Source organism: Streptomyces sp. NPDC031426, assembly GCF_055581585.1.
The window spans coordinates 50,367-68,241 of the sequence record NZ_JBVIJE010000037.1 but is presented as its reverse complement, the minus strand read 5'-3'; the positions used below and the strand labels follow the sequence as shown (position 1 = coordinate 68,241).

The 17,875-nt window shown below is 68.1% G+C and carries 16 protein-coding genes and 3 pseudogenes; 10 read left to right on the top strand and 9 right to left on the bottom strand.

What is annotated here, in order from left to right:
- Nucleotides 1-91: 91 nt before the first annotated feature.
- A complete protein-coding gene (locus ACZ5NH_RS40850; protein WP_468782878.1) occupies nt 92-1,549 on the bottom strand; it encodes an ATP-dependent nuclease in 1,458 nt (485 codons plus the stop codon).
- Between the two features lie 322 nt (nt 1,550-1,871).
- Between ACZ5NH_RS40850 and ACZ5NH_RS40845 the strand changes: the two genes are divergently transcribed.
- The 3 genes from ACZ5NH_RS40845 to ACZ5NH_RS40835 all read left to right on the top strand — a co-directional run bounded on the left by ACZ5NH_RS40845 (nt 1,872) and on the right by ACZ5NH_RS40835 (nt 4,918).
- Nucleotides 1,872-2,765: a phosphorothioated DNA-binding restriction endonuclease gene (locus ACZ5NH_RS40845; protein ID WP_468782876.1), complete on the top strand. Its 894-nt coding sequence runs from the start codon at nt 1,872-1,874 to the stop codon at nt 2,763-2,765.
- Between the two features lie 166 nt (nt 2,766-2,931).
- Complete coding sequence (locus tag ACZ5NH_RS40840; protein WP_391821808.1) at nt 2,932-3,690, top strand: DUF5131 family protein; 759 nt, start codon at nt 2,932-2,934, stop codon at nt 3,688-3,690.
- Between the two features lie 100 nt (nt 3,691-3,790).
- Nucleotides 3,791-4,918, top strand: a complete 1,128-nt coding sequence (locus tag ACZ5NH_RS40835) for a three-Cys-motif partner protein TcmP (RefSeq protein ID WP_317925564.1) — start codon at nt 3,791-3,793, stop codon at nt 4,916-4,918.
- A 272-nt stretch (nt 4,919-5,190) separates the two neighbouring features.
- Here the strand turns inward: ACZ5NH_RS40835 and ACZ5NH_RS40830 are convergent.
- A pseudogene (locus ACZ5NH_RS40830) lies at nt 5,191-5,709 on the bottom strand (HAD domain-containing protein); the annotation flags it as partial.
- 30 nt (nt 5,710-5,739) lie between these two features.
- Nucleotides 5,740-5,907: pseudogene (locus ACZ5NH_RS40825) on the bottom strand (SAM-dependent methyltransferase); the annotation flags it as partial.
- A gap of 19 nt (nt 5,908-5,926) precedes the next feature.
- Here ACZ5NH_RS40825 and ACZ5NH_RS40820 point away from each other — a divergent pair.
- From ACZ5NH_RS40820 to ACZ5NH_RS40810, 3 genes and pseudogenes are all read left to right on the top strand, one after another.
- Nucleotides 5,927-6,148 (top strand): annotated as a pseudogene (locus tag ACZ5NH_RS40820) (tetratricopeptide repeat protein); the annotation flags it as partial.
- A 1-nt stretch (nt 6,149) separates the two neighbouring features.
- Nucleotides 6,150-6,683 carry an NUDIX domain-containing protein gene (locus ACZ5NH_RS40815; RefSeq protein ID WP_468782886.1) on the top strand — a complete coding sequence of 178 codons (534 nt, stop codon included), beginning with the start codon at nt 6,150-6,152 and terminating at the stop codon, nt 6,681-6,683.
- A gap of 372 nt (nt 6,684-7,055) precedes the next feature.
- Nucleotides 7,056-7,946 (top strand): phosphorothioated DNA-binding restriction endonuclease, encoded by an 891-nt coding sequence (locus ACZ5NH_RS40810; RefSeq protein ID WP_468782874.1) that lies wholly within the window; start codon nt 7,056-7,058, stop codon nt 7,944-7,946.
- Between the two features lie 604 nt (nt 7,947-8,550).
- Here the strand turns inward: ACZ5NH_RS40810 and ACZ5NH_RS40805 are convergent.
- From ACZ5NH_RS40805 to ACZ5NH_RS40790, 4 genes are all read right to left on the bottom strand, one after another.
- The gene (locus ACZ5NH_RS40805; protein WP_468782872.1) at nt 8,551-9,240 is read right to left on the bottom strand and encodes a YdcF family protein; all 690 of its coding nucleotides are present in this window, start codon (nt 9,238-9,240) and stop codon (nt 8,551-8,553) included.
- 122 nt (nt 9,241-9,362) lie between these two features.
- Complete coding sequence (locus tag ACZ5NH_RS40800) at nt 9,363-10,871, bottom strand: DUF4246 domain-containing protein (protein ID WP_468782870.1); 1,509 nt, start codon at nt 10,869-10,871, stop codon at nt 9,363-9,365.
- A 165-nt stretch (nt 10,872-11,036) separates the two neighbouring features.
- Complete coding sequence (locus ACZ5NH_RS40795) at nt 11,037-12,617, bottom strand: MFS transporter (RefSeq protein WP_468782868.1); 1,581 nt, start codon at nt 12,615-12,617, stop codon at nt 11,037-11,039.
- 12 nt (nt 12,618-12,629) lie between these two features.
- Nucleotides 12,630-13,328 (bottom strand): SDR family oxidoreductase, encoded by a 699-nt coding sequence (locus ACZ5NH_RS40790; protein ID WP_468782866.1) that lies wholly within the window; start codon nt 13,326-13,328, stop codon nt 12,630-12,632.
- 95 nt (nt 13,329-13,423) lie between these two features.
- Here ACZ5NH_RS40790 and ACZ5NH_RS40785 point away from each other — a divergent pair, with 95 nt between their 5' ends.
- From ACZ5NH_RS40785 to ACZ5NH_RS40770, 4 genes are all read left to right on the top strand, one after another.
- The gene (locus tag ACZ5NH_RS40785) at nt 13,424-13,915 is read left to right on the top strand and encodes a winged helix-turn-helix transcriptional regulator (RefSeq protein WP_468782864.1); all 492 of its coding nucleotides are present in this window, start codon (nt 13,424-13,426) and stop codon (nt 13,913-13,915) included.
- A gap of 119 nt (nt 13,916-14,034) precedes the next feature.
- Nucleotides 14,035-14,529 carry a PaaI family thioesterase gene (locus tag ACZ5NH_RS40780; protein ID WP_388621007.1) on the top strand — a complete coding sequence of 165 codons (495 nt, stop codon included), beginning with the start codon at nt 14,035-14,037 and terminating at the stop codon, nt 14,527-14,529.
- 176 nt (nt 14,530-14,705) lie between these two features.
- The gene (locus tag ACZ5NH_RS40775) at nt 14,706-14,957 is read left to right on the top strand and encodes a hypothetical protein (protein WP_388619257.1); all 252 of its coding nucleotides are present in this window, start codon (nt 14,706-14,708) and stop codon (nt 14,955-14,957) included.
- A gap of 11 nt (nt 14,958-14,968) precedes the next feature.
- Nucleotides 14,969-16,156 (top strand): SPFH domain-containing protein, encoded by a 1,188-nt coding sequence (locus ACZ5NH_RS40770; protein WP_468782862.1) that lies wholly within the window; start codon nt 14,969-14,971, stop codon nt 16,154-16,156.
- Between the two features lie 106 nt (nt 16,157-16,262).
- Here the strand turns inward: ACZ5NH_RS40770 and ACZ5NH_RS40765 are convergent, their stop codons facing one another.
- Both ACZ5NH_RS40765 and ACZ5NH_RS40760 read right to left on the bottom strand, forming a co-directional pair.
- Complete coding sequence (locus tag ACZ5NH_RS40765) at nt 16,263-16,874, bottom strand: NAD(P)-dependent oxidoreductase (RefSeq protein WP_468782884.1); 612 nt, start codon at nt 16,872-16,874, stop codon at nt 16,263-16,265.
- The gene (locus ACZ5NH_RS40760) at nt 16,783-17,802 is read right to left on the bottom strand and encodes an EamA family transporter (RefSeq protein WP_468782860.1); all 1,020 of its coding nucleotides are present in this window, start codon (nt 17,800-17,802) and stop codon (nt 16,783-16,785) included. Before ACZ5NH_RS40760 ends, ACZ5NH_RS40765 begins: the two co-directional genes overlap by 92 nt.
- Nucleotides 17,803-17,875 lie beyond the last annotated feature (73 nt).

Below are 17,875 nucleotides of genomic sequence, written 5' to 3'. Positions count from 1 at the left end.
CGAGTACGAGGAAGCCTTCTGGCAGAGCCAGGAGCAAACCCCGCAGTCCGCCTGAAACAAGATCACCGGACTCTACGAAACTCGGGGCAGCTCAATGCGCGACCAGATAGTGAGCGAGGTGCAGGGCCCCCTCATTGTTGAAGCACGCCCACAAGGCGATGCCGGCCGACTGGAGAGACTGGCCCTCCGACAGCCGGAACAGCATGGGGATCACCCGCTGTTCGGTGTCGCCCTCGACAGCCAGAAAGCAACGCTCATGCAGCAGAACAGAGTTGCGAAGGCCGACTGCCGCGGCCATGCGCCCCAAATGCACGTCGATGTCGTCGTGGGTGTCGGCCCCAAGCCGCTCGATCACCGTCCGTCCGTGCTCCAGTCGCAGATGCACGACGTCGGCGATGTCGACACCGTCGATAAGGTTCATGGAGTGGGTGGCGACGATTACGTTCACATGGGGCAGCGCGCTCTGGTCACGGATGAGCTGCATGATCTTGCGCTGGTGCCCGTAGTCGAGGTGCGTGTCCGGCTCGTCGTAGATCACGATCGTCTGTACCGGAGGCGGGACATCCTCGGCGGCCTCAGGGTCAGCTGAAGAGTCGACGTCGGCGAACTCCTCGCGTGTGAGCAGCTGGCTGTTCCACTCCCAGATCGCCAGGGAGATACGGCGTGCGCTACCTAGGCCGGAACGATCCAGGCCCACGGTCTCGCCCTTCGTACGGGCGATTCGCAGCGGCGCACCCCGGAAACCGTGAGTGAACGAGACCACAGGCTCGACATCAACATCAGTGAGGTCGTCGCAACGGCTCTGAATGTGCTCGCACAGAGACCGGGCGTCGTCCTGAAGTCGCTCCTTGATCCCGGCCTCGATCGACTGCAACTGGCCCTCAAGCGTGGGATCCGCCATATGGGCCTGGTAGCGGCCCATCAGCGCGGTCTTCACCGCAGCGTCGGGATCGGCCGACTTCCCGTCAAACGGCATCAGCCGGGGCATGCGGCGCTCCATCTCCCTCGGAGCAGGAACCCAGCCCGACGTTGAGGCGTGAGCCATGCCATACCTGCATAGGGCTGGCTCGATGTCGCCGCGCTTTATGGACGACAGCTCAGGAAGCAACTGCTTGGCGAGGGCTCTCACCTCGTTGAGGGACAGCTTGGAAGGGTCTCGCAGTCGTTCGTCGTCCGCGAGCGGCGCCCAGCACTCAAGGACGGGGTCCTCACCGTTGACAGCGCGCCGCCGTACGCGCAACTCCTCGGTCGGGAAGCCGAACGTTTCCAACTCCCAAGAGTCGAGGGTGAACTGCCCCTCCACCCATGTGGTCGAACACCGCAGGAGAGGCGCCGAGTCATCGACGTCCACGCCATCCGAAGCGTCGAGCTCGTACGTACGATCGTCCTCGGTCAACTGCTCATTGCCCACAAGGAACGCCAGCGCGGCAAGCACCGCGCTCTTACCGCCGTCGTTCTGGCCGGCGAGGATGGTCGGTGTGCTGACCGGAATGTCACGGACGTCCTTGAGGGATCGGAATCCGCACACGGTGAAGCTGTGCAGGTGCACCGTTCTCAGCCGCTCCGTTCCCTAGCGCCTCGGGGCAGACGCAAGCCACCAGGGGCGCCTCGCCCCAGACATTGACCTGAGCAACAGCCAACCCAGGCGCATCATCTTATGTCTTGTGGAGATAGCCTGTTGGCGCTGTGAACGGATCTGACCGATTCAGACCGACACCGAGCGAAGCCTGCCTGCCTCGGGCTCAACGTCACGGCTGACGGGGCCTTCATCGCCCCCGAACCGCACCACGCCCGCGTCCTGTTCTCAGGCATGCAGCCGTCCTGAGCAGTGTCCACACGTGGGCGGGCAGGCCCGTCTACGATCAGCCGCCATGGACTGGCTGGAGCGGATAGCGAAGCTGAGGCAGTGGACCAGGAGCGGTACCCGCGCTCCGCACAAGCCGCTGCTGCCCCTGTACGCCCTCGGCCGGTTCCAGGATGATGCCGACGGCGGCCTGCGATACACCGCGGTGGAACAGGACTTGCAGCGCCTGCTGACCGAGTACGGCCCACCCAACAAGACGACACCCGCCTACCCCTTCCACCACCTGGCCAGCGACGGCGTATGGGAAGTCCGCACCGATCGCGGACCGGGAAGCCCTGGAAGCGGGGTACGGGACCTTCGCGAGACAGGCGCCACCGGGCAGCTAGCGCCAGACTTGAGAGCGGCGCTGCGACGCGAACCGGACCTGCTCGGCAGAATGGCGCGATTGCTGCTCGACCTACACTTCCCACCCTCCCTGCACCGAGAACTGTGCGAAGCTGTCGGCCTGGAACTGGAGCCGGCGGAGGCCGAGCAGCTCTCGGCCGTACACAGGCAGCGGGACCGGAGGATGCGGGAGCTGGTGCTGACCGCCTACGAGTACCGGTGCGCCTTCTGCGGATACGACGGCAGGATCGCCGCGGTGCCCGTCGGGCTGGAGGCCGCCCACGTGCGCTGGTGGGCGTTCGGAGGCCCCGACGAGATCGAGAACGGGCTGTGCCTGTGCTCGCTGCACCACAAGCTCTTCGACAAGGGCGTCCTCGGTGTGGGGGATGACCAACGCATCCTTGTCTCGCAACGCTTCGTCGGCCACAGCCCCGCCGCCCGCGAGTACGTCATAGCCCTCGCGGGCCGCCCACTCATCGGCCCACAGCCCGGCTCGCGCCCTGTTGCCGCAGCTCACTGCGACTGGCACGCCCGACAGGTCTTCCACGGCGAACCGCGCCCTGCCACGGCTACCTGACCCCGACAGCCACGCAGGAGACACCCCCTTCACAGAACGTGCGTTCGACCTGAAAGATGGGCACGGTCGCGTGCCAGTTCGGTACGTCGCTCGTTAGGCAGCGCAGTCGAAGCGCAGAGTGGGCAAGCGCTGGTGGCCCTTGCCCAACTGCTACGGGAGGGGACCCATGGGCGATCGCAGCACCATCGAGTGGACTGAGGCGACCTGGAATCCGACCACCGGTTGCGATCGCATCTCTCCCGGGTGCGACAACTGCTACGCCCTGACCTTATCCAGACGCCTCAAGGCGATGGGGGTGGCGAAGTACCAAGCCGACGGTGACCCCAGGACTTCCGGTCCCGGCTTCGGCCTCACCCTCCATCCGGACACGCTGGCCATCCCCCGTCAGTGGAAGACCCCCCGCATGGTCTTCGTCAACTCAATGAGCGACCTGTTCCACGCCAAGGTCCCCTTGGACTTCGTACAGCAGGTCTTCCAGGTAATCGCCGACACTCCACAGCACACCTATCAACTCCTGACGAAGAGAGCCCGCAGGCTCCGGCGACTGGCAGGCCAACTCGACTGGCCTCCCAACCTCTGGATGGGCGTCTCCGTCGAGAACGCGGATCACCTGGATCGCATTGATGACCTGCGGCAGGTGCCAGCCGCGGTGCGGTTCTTGTCCTGCGAACCACTGCTCGGCCCTCTGACAGGTTTGCGCCTGGACGGCATCGGCTGGGTGATCGCAGGTGGCGAATCCGGCCCCCAGCACCGCCCCGTGCAAGAGGAATGGCTGGTCGAGATCCGCGATGCCTGCAACGACGCCGACGTGCCGTTCTTCTTCAAGCAGTGGGGTGGCCGCACCCCCAAGTCCGGAGGCCGTGAGCTCGCCGGCATCACGTGGGACCAGATGCCGCCCCGGCTGCGCGTGGCAGCAGTGCAGTAACGGCCAATCTCCAACGAACCCCGTACGCGCTCTGGTGGCATATGGCAACGGTGTGTGACCCTCTCCCCAGCGGGGCCGTATGGGAGTAGGGGGAGCGGTCATGGCCGTACCGAAGGATGCCGTGTGGGAACGCGATCCGCACACGGCCGCCAAACACGACTTACTCAAGCGGTACTTGGAAGCGTGGGCGCCGATTCTGCTGTCGCGGAACGACGTGATCACCTACGCAGAAGGGTTCGCGGGGGCCGGCGTCTACAAGCAGGGCGAGCCCGGATCTCCCGTCGTCGCCTATGAGGTCTTCGCCCGCGCTCTGCATCGTTTCCCGAAGCGCATGCGTCTGATCCTCATGGAGGAAGACCACCGACGGGTGGAAGAATTGCAGCGCCAGATGACCCTCGCTCAATCGAGGCACGCAGACGACATCACGGCACGTCTGTCGGTCGACATCGGGCAGGGGGACTTCCACCCGGCCCTCCTGAGCAAGCTGCAGAGCACCGGCAGGCTGGGCAAGCCCCTCTTCGTCCTCCTGGACAGCTTCGGTGGGCCCGACATCCCGTACTCGCTGCTGCATGAACTCGGTCGCTACCGAAGCACCGAAGTCATGGTCACCTTCGAACCTGCCTTCCTCACCCGGTTCGCCGAGAGGCACGACGGCCACCGGCAACTCGGCGACGAAGCCTTCGGCAGCCAGGAGTGGCAAGACGTATTCCGGCAGCCCTCCTCGCACAAGTTCACGTTCCTGCGCGAGCAATACCGGGCCACGCTACGCCAGGCCGGTTTCACGCACACGTTGTACTTCGAGATGGTCGACGAGGGCGGCAGGAAGCTCTACCTGATCTTCGGCACCCAGCACGAGCGAGGACTGGAGAAGATGAAGGACGCCATGTGGAAGGTGGACCCTTCCTACGGCGTCCGCTACCGCGACCCCAGGGACACCGAACAGCAGATGCTGGATCTCGTATTCGAACCGGATACGGCTCCGCTACGACGGATCCTGTACGACTTCATATCCGAAGCGCCCAAGGGGCGAACCGTCCCGGAACTCCAGCGCTACACCCTCTTGGAGACCGTCTACCGGCCCGGCCAAGTGATCACGGCCGTCCGACAGCTACGTGAGTCGGGCGCCGTGACGACGGAACCTCGTGCCATCAACGCCAAGACCCGAGTGAGCGCGGCGGCGAAGCCGCCAAGTACCGGTCCGTCGGGCGAGCAGGGCGCCCTCTGGTAAGAGGCCACGAGGGCACATCCAGGGCACATGAGCCCGGGAAACGGCGTTGACCCGTGAGAACTGCCGAGGAGTGTTTCCGCAGGTCAACGCACGCTTCACAGAGAAACCCCAGGTCAGTGCCCCGCCCCTCCCATTCGCTGCACGAATGGCAGGACTTCTCGCATCGGCTGCATGAGGCGGGGCATCAGCCTTATTGCTTGGTGTGGCCCTGACCTGGTGTTTCGTGGGGTTTGGGCGGGGTCTTCGGGCCTCGTCCTTTTGGGTGCCGGAGATGCGGCCCAGGCCAAAACCTCGACCAGGTGCTCGGCCAACAGTCCGACATGCGGATCTGGCTGAGCCAGGGCGGTGACGTGGCCCCGGGCGGTGCGCTCCCTCGCCCATTCGTGATCGAGGTCAGTGAAGTCGTCGTCGATCCAGATGGCTGGTGCGTCGCCGAGCCAGTCGTCGACGCGGTCGCGTTTCCACAGGTAGCCGTTGGGGCGGCTGGTCGTGATCTGCGGACGCGGCAGGTCGACGTGCGGCAGGGGCGGGAGGCCGAGGAACGGGCCGATGAGCGTGGTGGCGTCCTGACGCCAGCTGGTGCACCAGACGGGGGTGACCAGGCCGGTTCGGATCACCTGCATGAGCAGGGGACCGTGCGCGGGGTTGAGCCAGATGGTGACCGGGTTGTCGGCGGTCCGGCCGGTGGGAACGACGTCGTGGCGCGTGTGGGTCTCGGGGCCGGATCCTTCCGCGTCCGGGAAGGGGATGAGGACGCCGTCGATGTCGAGAAGCAGGTAGGGCGCGCGCATTGGGTTCTCCCAGGGGGGCAGGGGCTGGGGTCAGAGCTTGCGCGCGGTGATCAGCAGGGTGGTGGGCCAGAGGCCGTGGCGGGCGTCGTGGAATTCCTGGGCCGAGGCGAGCCAGAGACTCGCTCGCCCGAGGTGCTTCTCCCACCGTTCGGTGTCGAACTCCCAGCGTGCGATGGGCAAACGCGTGCGGTCGGGGAGGGGTGACGTAGTCCCGGACGCGCTCACCTACGCCGACCTCGGCGACAGCGTCGCCGCCCAAGCCCGAGCCGACGAAGCCGTCGCCGCCTGGTCCCAGGCCCTGTCCCTGATGGAGGGCATGACCTCGGACCGCACCCGCAAGGCGATCACCTCACTCCGTTCCGCCTTCGCCATCTACCAGCGTCGCAGAGTGCTCGGAGCCGCCGAGCTCGCGCGTCGCGCACGCGAAGCACTGGCCTAAGCTGCCCACTAACTGGCCGACGAAGGGACACAACCGGGCTCAGCGGACAACCGACGACCAGCCCAAAGCCCTCAAGCCCGCCCTCGAATCCATGACCCTGCTGGTCGCCGCCGTCATCGCCCACGACAAGGCCACCAACCGCGTCGTCCTCCTCCAGCGCAGCCAGAACGCCAAGTTCGCACAGGGCATGTGGGACCTGCCCGTCGGCAAAAGCGAGCCCGGCGAGCCCATCACCGAGACCGCCGTACGCGAGCTGTACGAGGAAACCGGCCTCACTGTGAAGCCTGAAGCACTGCAGGTCGCCCACATCATCCATGGCGCCTGGGGTGTCGAGGCACCCAACGGCTTCCTCACCGTCGTCTTCGCCGCCCACGAATGGACCGGCGAACCAGAAAACCGCGAGCCGCGCAAGCACGCCCAGGTCTGCTGGGTTGACGCCGGTGCCATCCCGGAGGAATTTGTGGACACCACCGCCAGCGCTCTGCACCGATATCTCGCCGATGGTCCTCAGGTGTCGCTGAACGGCTGGAAGTAAGCACCCGAGGGTCGTCCCCGCGCCGACTGGTTTCGTTCTTCATGCCTGGCTGCCACGGCGAACCGCTTCAATGGGCCGCGCCTGCACGGCAGCTGGGATGCCGGCCTGACCGTCTCCCTCCAGATGCGCTATCACCGCCCGGTCCCGCTGGAAACACCCCTGCGCATCCTCACGCGCGCACCGGCACAGCCGACCGCAAGATCTCGGTGAGCGGTACGATCACCAGCCGGGCAGCCCCTGACACAAACCTCGTCACGGCTGACGGGACCTTCGTCGGCCCCGACCCGCACCGCGCCCGTGCCCTGTTCCCAGGCATGCAGCCATCCTGAGAAACACCACGTGGTCGAGCCGGCCCTTCTACGATCAGACGCCATGGACTGGCTGGAGCGGATCGCCAAGCTGAGGCAGTGGACCAAGGGTGGAACGCGCGCTCCGCACAAGCCGCTGCTGCTCCTGTATGCCCTCGGCCGGTTCCAGGAGGACGCCGACGACGGTTTGCAATACACCGCCGTGGAGCACGACCTGCAGCGCCTGCTGACCGAGTACGGTCCACCCAACAAGACGACACCCGCCTACCCCTTCCACCACCTGGTCAACGACGGCGTATGGGAGGTCCGCACCGATCGCGGAGCGGGCAGCCCTGGCAGCGGAGTACGGGACCTCCGAGAGACGGGCGCCACCGGCCGGCTCGCGCCGGACTTGAGAGCGGCCCTGCGACGCGAACCGGACCTACTCGGCAGAATCGCGCGATTGCTGCTCGACCTGCACTTCCCACCCTCTCTGCACGGGGAACTGTGCGAAGCCGTCGGCCTGGACCTGGAACAGACGGAGGCCGAGCAGCTCTCGGCCGTACGCAGGCAGCGGGACCGGAGGATGCGGGAACTGGTGCTGACCGCCTACGAGTACCGGTGCGCCTTCTGCGGATACGACGGCAGGATCGGCGCGGTACCGGTCGGACTGGAGGCCGCCCACGTGCGCTGGTGGGCGTTCGGCGGACCCGACGAGATCGAGAACGGGCTGTGCCTGTGCTCGCTGCACCACAAGCTCTTTGACAAGGGCGTCCTCGGCCTGGGAGGCGACCAACGCATCCTGGTCTCACAACGCTTCGTCGGCCACAGCCCCGCCGCCCGCGACCATGTCATAGCCCTCGCGGGCCGCCCCCTCATCGGCCCCCAGCCCGGCTCGCGCTCTCTTGCCGCAGCTCACCGCGACTGGCACACCCGACAGGTCTTCCACGGCGAACCGCGCCCTGCCACTGCCTGACCACTGCTGCCCCCACAACCAACTGCTCAGGCCAGAACGGATCCAGAACACATGAGGCCGGGAAACCCGTGAACACGTGACAACTACGGGGGGTGTTTTCGCGGGCCAGGCGCCCTGCAATCAGCATTTCTGCAGGTCCCACCCCTGCCTAGGGCAAACCCCTAAAGCGGGTGTCGCACGTTGAGATCTTGCGGGGCGCACAGGAACACCAAGTTGCGCGCTCACCAACCTGCCCGCCACCGGCACCGCTGAGCTGGAACGCCTGAAGGCGGCCATCACCCGCCTCGGCGACGAACTACATGCCTTGGTGGAAGCCATCGTCCACACCACCGCCTCCCCTACGACCCTCCACCGCATCGCGGACGGCGTCCGCACCCTCACCGGACAGCTCACGGGGCAACGACGCGCGAGGGGTGAGATCCCCGAAGTCGGCGAATTCCCCACCGCACGCGGATCTACAGCCCGGTCACCGGAGCCGGCAGCCCGCTCGCCCCGCCGATGCGGGTCACGCCCGCCGACGACGGCCTGATCGGCGAGTGCACCCTCGGCATCGCTCACGAAGGACCGCCCGGCTGTGCCCGGTTGATCAAGGTGGGGCGTCGGCTCAGGTGCTGATGAGGCGGCTGTCGAAGCCGGCACCCAGGAGGCGCTCGTAAGCGTCATACACATCGCCCGGCACGTCCTGCTCGACAGCGAAGCCGAGCTTCGGGTACTCGATCACCCTCTGCAGGTCGCCGACGAGCATGTCGACGACGAGCTTCCCGTCGCCGATGGACTTGATGTAGTCGTCCAGCTCCAGCGGCTCGGAGGCGCACACGACCTCGACCTCGGGCCACAGCTTGCGGCAGGTCGCGTACGAGCGGCGTTCCATGTACGGCTTGGAGATCAGAAGCAGCGAGTCGACCTGCACACCGGCCTCGCCGAGCAGCTCGCGGGAGAAGCTGATGTTCTGGCCGGTGTTGGCCGCCTTGCGCTCGACCAGGATCGCCTCGTCCGGCACACCCAGGCTCAGGGCATGCTCCCGGTAGTGAACGGCCTCGCCGCGCGGGAAGCGGGCGCGAGTGGTGGGGCTGTTTCCGCCGCTGAACACCAGCACCGGGAAGAGGCCGGCGCGGTACAGCTCGGCGGCCGTGGTGGCCACACCGAGGTCGTGGCTGCCCAGGCCGATCGCCGCCGAGCAGGGCCGCTGCTCGTGGCCCATCTGGTGATAGTTCCAGATCAGCGTCGCGTCCTGGAACTGCTCGACGGTGATCTGACGCTGCTCGTGCTGCGGCACTGGCACTCCCTGACTCATCCCTGCCGGCCCTTTCGGATGCCCTCGATACTGCCCAACGAGCCGGAGCCCCCGACGGAACAGCCGATCACGGAGCTTGTCCTGCGTCCGGGTGACCCGCACGTATTCAGGATGGAAGAGATTCAGTGCTCGCAGAGGGAGAATTCTCGTTCGTAGAGCTGCTCGTTGTGTTCGTCGACGAAGAACTTCCGTTCCTGCATGAGTTCTTCGCGGTAGTTCTTGGCCTGTTCAAGCGTCATGGTCGAGGTGTCGGACCATGGTTGTTGCGGTGGGACATCGGATGTCGAAACGATCTTTTCCGACGGGTCGACCAGGAAGAACGCGAGAATTTTGCGATGTCCCGGGCGGGTGTGGTCCATGAGGCGGAATGAGCCGACGCGGTGTTGCAGGATGTTCGGGAACGCCAGGCAGCGGCCCGCTGGGGTCGATGCCGATCCCAGCATCTGGTTCAGTGCGTCTTCGTCCTCCAGGCCATAGACCTCACGCACACCGTTGTCATCGCTCTGTTCGTAGTCCGGGTCGTCGAGTGCCGCCCGGAAACTCAGCCGGCTTTCGGTGATGTTCTCGCTGTCCCAGTAGTAGATGCCGGTCGCGACAATCCGCTCGTTCAACATCCCCTCGACATGCCAGGAACCGCCAGGGTACTCGGGCTTGTCCGGAGTGAGATGAATGGTGGCGAGCTTGACGATGACCTGGAGGCGGCGACCGCGCAGGTCGACTCGGGCGGATTCGTCAGGCAACTCGGGCGGCGTGAAGGCCGGGGCGTCCGGGATGACCGGGCGGCGGTTTTCCCACCAGTCGTCCTGGGCCTCTTCCCATGCACGGACGGCTTCTGCGTAGGCCCCGTCATCACTGTAGGAGGATTTGTTCGGATACTCCGGCTCCGAGTCGTACCACCCGAAGGGATCGGCCTCGATCCGCAGGGGCCGCGGATGGCGCAGGTCGGTGAGCACGTTCTCCAGCAGCGGGCGAAAGCGTGCGAACAGGTCTGGCAGGACGGAGGCCAGTTCGCGATGAGTCTCGGGGTGGACGTTGTTGACGTACGAACGGAAGGCGACATCGCCGTCGTCGCTGACATCGACGTCCGTGGGCAGCCACTGGAATTTCTCCGAGAATTCGTACTTCGAATAGCGGTCCGTCGGGTTCTGCCAAGCCCGCTCGGGCGCGCCGCTCACCCCTCTCACCAGGCAGAACAGTGAGGGATGAACCAGATCCAGTACCTGGCCGTCGGATCCGGGATGCCAGTCCTGTTCTGCTTCGGGGACCTGTTCCAGGACCCGAACCGCCTCGCGCAGCCGGGATCTGAGCTTGTCGTCGACCAGTGTGTCCGACTGCCACACCCCGTCGACGGCGGACACCTCGATGCCGGTTCGGCCGTCCCGCAGCGCGGCGTAATGCACGAGTTCGGCAAGCACATAACGAACCTGCGCTTCGGTGAGGCCCTGGGCGACCGCTTCTTGGGTCCACCTGGCGACGATGCCGGCATCGTTCACCTTGTCGAACCACCCCGGCTTCGCCCGAATGTGTGCGCTGCACTGCATCATCTGAAGTTCCCGCAGCGTTCGCGGTGTCGCGAACGATATGGAACGGGAAGCATGAAAGGGCAGCGGGAAAGCAGGCAGGCCAGTCAATTCTGTCGGTCCTCCCAGTCGGTGTGCGGTGGCGGGAAGGATACTTCAGCAGACTGACACCGCAGCCGTGGCCCCTGTCAACGCCTGTCCGTGAGCCAGGAGTTCGACGTGGTCGCGTGATGCCCGGACGACCTCCCCCCAGCCAGGGCAATTTCTCCCCTGCTCTTAATTCGTCGCGGAGGCGTGGTGCGGCCGGTTGTGGACCAGGAGCGCCGAGGCGACGGCCGCGCACAGGAATACGGCGGTGATGACCGTCATGCCGGCGTGGACGCCGGAGGTGAAGGCGTCGCCGATCGCGGCGGTCACGTTCGGCGGGGTCGGGCGGTGGCCGCCGGTGCCTGTGGAGACGGCGTGTTCGACGGTGGGCCAGGCTGCTCGGGGGACGTGGTGAGCGGCGAGACGGGTGGGCAGTTGGGACTGGAGCCGGCCGGCCAGGAGGGCGCCGAGGAGGGAGGAGCCGGTGACGGATCCGATCTGGCGGAAGGCGTTGACGGCTCCGGAGGCCATGCCGGCGCGTTCATGGGAGACGCTGACCAGGGCGGCGGCGGTGCTCGGCGCGGCCACCATGCCGGATGCGGCGCCGAAGAGCACGTACAGCCACCACACCCGGGCATAAGGGGTGGCCGGGTCGAGCGTGGTCAGGCCGGCCGTGGCGGCGGCTCCGATGAGGAAGCCCAGGGTCAGCGGGAGCTTGAAGCCGGTGCGGCGGATCACGCGTCCGGTCGCGTAGCTGACGACGACGTAGACGCCGAAGAAGGCCAGCAGCCGCCAGCCCACGGCCAGGGCGGACAGATGCTGGACGCGCTCGTAGAAGAGCACGGACAGGATGGCCAGCCCGGTGAAGCCGAACAGGGAGACCGCCGCGACGAACATGACGGCGCTGAACGACGCCGACCGGAAGAGGCTGATGTCCAGCATGGGCGTGCGGCCGGCGCGCTCGACGAGGACGAACCCGGTCAGGGCCGCGGCGGCGATGAACCAGGCGGTGAGGATCCGGGGGCTGGTGTAGCCGTCGTGTCCGCCTTCGATGAGGGCGTAGACGAGGGCGGCGATGCCCAGGACGGCCAGGACCTGGCCGGGGATGTCGAGTTTGCCCTCGGGGCCGCGCGATTCGGCGACGAAGACGGCGACGGCCATGGTCACGACGGCGAGGACGGCGGTCGACAGGAAGACCGTGTTCCAGTGGAAGTGGTCCAGCAGGGTGCCCGCGATCAGCGGGCCTGCGGCGAGTCCGATGCCGGAGGAGGCCGCCCAGACGGTGACGACTTCGGTACGACGGTGGGGGTCGGGGAACGTGGCTCCCAGGATGGCCAGGCTGTTGGGCAGGATGAGAGCGCCGCCGAGGCCGGAGACGAGCTGGCCGGTGATGACGCCCCCCGCCGAACCCGCGGTGTAGACGATGAGCGACCCGATGATCATGACCGCGGCGCCGGTGACGAAGGCGCGCTTGCGGCCGTAGAGGTTGCCGATGGTGCCCGCGGACATCACCAGGCTGGCCACGAGCAGGGTGTACGCGGAGGGGATCCAGACGAGGCCGGTCGGGGAGACGTGCAGGTCGTCCTGGATGGCCGACAGCGCCGACACCGAGGCGGTGATCAGTAGAAACGTCGTCATGGCGCCCAGGCACATCGCGATGAGCGTGACGGCGGCGGCGCCGCGGGAGGGCTGGTTCGGGGAGGGCCGGACACCGGTGGGCCGCTCGGCCGGCTTGAGCCGGCCCGGGGCGGGGGACGGGGTGGAAACCATGGTGTCCTCGTCTCAGCCGAGCTGCGGGTAGAGGGCGGCGACGCCACCGGAGAGGCCCGCCTGCACCTGGCGGCTGAGGTCGTCCACGACGATCTCGGGCGCGCCGGCGGCGATGCCGTCCACGGCGGCACGGGCGACGTCCGCCGGGTCGGTCTTGGGATCGGTGACGTGGCGGGCCATGTCGGTGTCCATGTAGCCGACGTGCAGTCCGGTGACGGTGATGCCCCGGGGTGCGAGCTGCTGGCGCACCGCGTTGGTCAGGCTCCACTGCGCGGACTTGGCCGCGGAGTAGGCGCCCACGGTGGGGAAGGTGATCCATGACAGCACGGACAGGATGTTGAGGATGGAGCCTCCGCCCTGGGACTCGATCACCGGGGCGAACGCCCGGATCACGCCGAGGGTGCCCAGGTAGTGGGTCTCCATCTCCAGGCGTACGGCGTCCCAGTTGCCGGTCAGCAGATCGGCGCCCGTGGAACTGCCCGCGTTGTTGATCAGCACGGTGATGTCACCGGCCTCCTCGGCGGCCGCTGCGACGGAGGCGGGGTCGGTGACGTCGAGCCGTATCGGCTTCACGCCGGGCAGATCGATCTGGTCCGGTCGGCGGGCCGCCCCGTACACCGTGGCGCCGCGCGCGACCAGTTCCTGGGCGAGCGCCCTGCCGAGACCGCGGTTGGCTCCGGTGACCAGGGCGGTTGCTGCGCTGATGTCCATGATTCTTCCCTCGGGAGCTGACTAATGCTTTCAGAAGTTAGCTACGACGTTATAGGCTGACTTTGGAAGAGGCAAGCCAGGCGGAGGGCTGAGAGATGAACGATCTACTGAAGGAACGGGACGCCTGGTCCATGGCCAACTGCTCCATCGCCAGGACCCTGGAGATCGTCGGCACCAGGACGGCGCTGCTGATCCTGCGCGAGGCGTTCTTCGGCACCCGCCGGTTCGACGACTTCGCCAAGCGTGTGGGCATCGGCGAACCCGCCGCCTCCACGCGCCTGAAGGAACTCACCGCCGCCGGCCTCCTGGAGCGCGTGCCCTACCGGGAACCCGGCCAGCGGACCCGGTACGCCTATCAACTGACCGAGAAGGGGCGGGACTTCCTGCCCGTCCTCTCGGCGCTGCGGCAGTGGGGCGACACCTGGGCCACCGACGAACAGGGACCCCCCGTGGTCGTACGCCACGTGAACTGCGGCGCCCCGGTACACGTGGTGCTGCGCTGCGACTACGGCCACGACGTGCCGATCGGTGGCACGTTCGTCGACGCCGGCCCGGGTCTCCTGCGCGTCGGCCCGGACACCCCCTGAACCCGCCGTCGCCAACCGGCGCGCCCCACCGACTCACCCGCCCCCGAGGAGCCGCCCCCATGCCCGACACATCGAAGAAGTCCCAGGTCACCGGCGCGACCGGCGAGACAGGAGCGGAGATGCGCAGATCTCGCGTGTTCGGCTGGGAGGACCCCGCCCTTTCCGCCGAGGCCGTCCCCCACCACAGCGGTCTCGACTTCCTCCGCGAGATCCTGGCCGGGCGCCTGCCCGCCCCGCCGATCGCCGCCACCCTCGGCTTCACCCTGGAGGAGGCCGAGCACGGCCGGGCGGTCTTCGTACTGGTGCCGGGCGAGGAGCACTACAACCCGATCGGCAGCGTCCACGGCGGCGTCTACGCCACGCTCCTCGACTCGGCGGCCGGCTGCGCGGTGCAGTCCGTGCTGCCCCAGGGCATGGGATACACCTCGATCGACCTGACGCTGAAATTCCTGCGCCCGATCACCGTCGACACCGGCAAGGTCCGTGCCATCGGCACCGTCCTCAACAGCGGCCGCCGCACCGCCCTCGCCCAGGCAGAACTCCGCGACTCCGACGACCGGCTGCTGGCCCACGCCACCAGCAGCTGCATGCTCTTCCCGGTCCCGGCCCGCTGACCACCCCCGGTGTCGCCGGGAAGACGGGAGCGGAACACTGAGACCGAGACACCGAGAGCGGAACACCGCGACCGGAACACCGGGACCGGAACACCGCCACCTCCCACCCGTTGGGAACCGGCCCCGGTCGGTCTATCGTCGGAATTCTCAGGCCAGAACGAGGAGGACGGCCGGTGATGCCGCAGGACGAGGCCGTGGTCGGCTGTACGGGCAAGGTGCTCATAGGGACGCGGGGATCCGCGGGTCCCGGTGAGGTCCTGGTGCGGGTTCGAGGCGGCTCCGAAACGTTTCTGGCATGGTCCGAGGATCCCCTGCCCGCGGGCGCCACGGTCCTCGTGATCGAATCACGGGGATGCCGCGAGGTCGGCGTCATCGAGTGGGTGGATCCATTGGACGCGCTCGGCGGAGAGGCCGCCGGCGCAAGCTGAGGAGTACAGGTATGTTCGGATACCGCGTTCCCGCTCCCGACGAGGCGATGTTGATCTCGGGGGGCCGGCGGGGACTGGGGGGCGCTCCGTTCCGCGTGGTGACGGGCCACGGAAAGTTCGTGCTCCCGGTCTTTCGCAAGGTCCGGTTCCTCACCCTCTCCATGTGTGAGGCCGAGGTCACCGAAACCTGTGTGACCAAGCAGGGCATCTCGCTGCACGTCCGCGCGGTCATCGCCTTCAAGGTCGGCAACGACCACGAGAGCATCATCAACGCCGGCCAGCGCTTCCTCTCCGACCAGGAGCAGATGTCCGTGCTCACCGGCCGGATCTTCGCCGGCCACCTCCGGGCCATCATCGGCTCGATGACGGTCGAGGAGATCGTCACCGAACGGCAGAAGCTCGCCGCCGAGGTGCTGGACACCTCCAAGACGGAGATGGCCAAGATCGGCCTGATCGTCGACTCGCTGCAGATCCAGTCCATCGACGACGGCGACACCGGCTACATCGACGCGATGTCCGCCCCGCACAAGGCGGCGATCCAGCGGCAGGCCCAGATCGCCCAGGCCCAGGCCACCCAGGCCGCGGTCGAGGCGGAGCAGGAGGCGGCCCGCAAGCAGGCCGAGTACGCCCGGCAGACCGCGATCGTCAAGGCCGAGTACTCGGCCGAGGTGGACCGCGCCCAGGCGCAGGCCGCGCAGGCCGGACCGCTGGCACAGGCCCACGCCCAGCAGGAGGTGCTCGCCGCCCAGACGGAACTGGCCCAGCGCCAGGCCAAGCTGCGCGAGCAGCAGCTGGTCGCCGAGGTCGTCAGGCCCGCCGAGGCCGAGGCCGAGCGGGTCCGGATCCTCGCCGCCGCCGAGGCCCAGCGCATGAAGATCCAGGCGGAGGCCGCGGCCTCCTACGACCGGGTCGCGCTGGACCGGATGCTCATCGACCAGCTCCCGCAGATCGTGAAGGAGGCCGCCGGCGGTCTGTCCGGCGCCAACGTCAACGTCCTGAACGGCGCGGACGGCCTCGGCGAGATCGCCGCCGGCCTGGTGTCCCAGGGCCTGACGATCCTCGACTCGGTCCGGCAGGGCCTGGGCCAGGACAAGGACGGCCAGGGCGGCCAGGGCACCAGGGGTGACGTCAACGGCCTGCTCCAGCTGCACTCCGGCAAGGAGCGGAAGTCGGACGACGGGCCGGTGGACGTCGACTAGGCGCTCCGCCGGCCTGGCCGGTCCGGGTCGTCTTTCGTGTGCCGCGCGTGGTGGCTGGTCGCGCCCGCGCGGCGGTAGCCGCATGTCAAAAACGGCCCCGCGCCCCTCAGGGGCGCTGATGTACGACCGTGATGTGGCGGTCCCGCCCCGGGCGCTCCAGCTCGTCCAGCACCGCGACCGCCAGGTCCTCGGCACTGATCCATGACCGGCCGCGGGCATCCGTCAGCAGCGTGTCGGTGCCGCGCCGGTAGCGGCCGGTGCGTTCGCCGGGTTCCAGTACGGCCGGTGGGCTCAGGTAGACCCAGTCGGTGTCGGTGCGGGCCCGGCAGGCGTGCAGCTGGGCGAGGCCGGCGAGCGCGACGGCGCGGTACTCGTCCGGCACGTACGCGGGGTTCTCGGCGACCGGCAGCTCCCGGTCGCCGGGGCTGCGCAGGGCGCCCGCGCCGCCGATCACGAGGACCCGGATGCCGAGCCGGGCGGCGGCGTCCAGCACCGTGCGGGTGGCGCCGACCAGGAACTCCCGGTCGGCCGGGAACGTCCGCACGGTCAGTACGACGGCGTCGGAGCCGGTCAGCGCCTCCGGTACGGCGTACGGGTCGGTCGCGTCCAGCGCGACCGGCGTCACCTCAGGGTCGGCGCTCGCCGGCGGCTTCCGGGACAGCGCCAGCACGCGGTGTCCGCGCGTCCTCGCCTCGCCGGCCACCCGGGCGCCGACCATTCCGGTGGCCCCGAGCACGGCGATCGTCATCGATCCTGTCCTCACCGAGTTCCTCCTCCTTCGTCCGGGGTCCCGTGGGACCGAGTTGCGCGGCCACCAGCGCGGTCAGCGCCAGGGCGAAGCCCAGGGTCTGCGGCAGGCTCAGCGACTCGCCCAGCGCGATCCCGATGACGGCCGCGACGAGCGGGGACAGCAGCACGAGCGGTGCGGACGCGGCGACCGGCAGCCGGCCGATCCCGCGGAACCACAGCGTGTACGCGATCAGTCCGCCCATGCTGCCGAGCCACAGATAGCCGCCGGCGGCGCCCGCGTCGATCCGCTGCGGCACCCCCTCGACCGCCAGGGTGAGCGGGAGCAACAGCAGCCCGCCGACGGTCAGTTGCCACCCGGTCAGGGCGAGCGGGCCGACACCCGCAGGCCGGCCCCAGCGCTTGGTGAGAACGACCCCGCAGGCCATGGTGGTCGTATGGCCCAGCCCGGCGAGCACACCGACGGCGTCCAGCCGGGCCCCCGGCCCGAGGACGACCAGCCCGACGCCGAGCACACCGAGCACGCCCCAGCTCAGCCGCCAGGCCGTGGGCCGGTCGTGGAGCACGGCGAGGCCGATTCCCGCGGCCAGCAGCGGCTGGACGGCGCCGAGGGTGGCGGCCACCCCGCCGGGCAGGCGTTCGGCGGCCACGAACAGCAGAGGCATGGCGCCGATGTTGAGGACGCCGAGGACCGCGGTCTTCCACCACCACACCCCGCGCGGCAGCACCCGGGTGATCAGCAGCGCGAGCAGTCCGGCAGGCAGGGCCCTCATCAGGCCCGCGAACAAGGGGTGCCCGGGCGGGAGCAGCCGCGTGGTGACGACGTAGGTGGTGCCCCAGGACGCGGGGGCGAGCGCGGTCAGCAGGACGGTCGCCGCCTGGGCCTTGTACCGATGCATGGGGGAAGTGTCGGCCGGGCTCGGCAATGCTTCCAAAGCATGGTTGTCATCGCAGCCATGAACAATCACGATT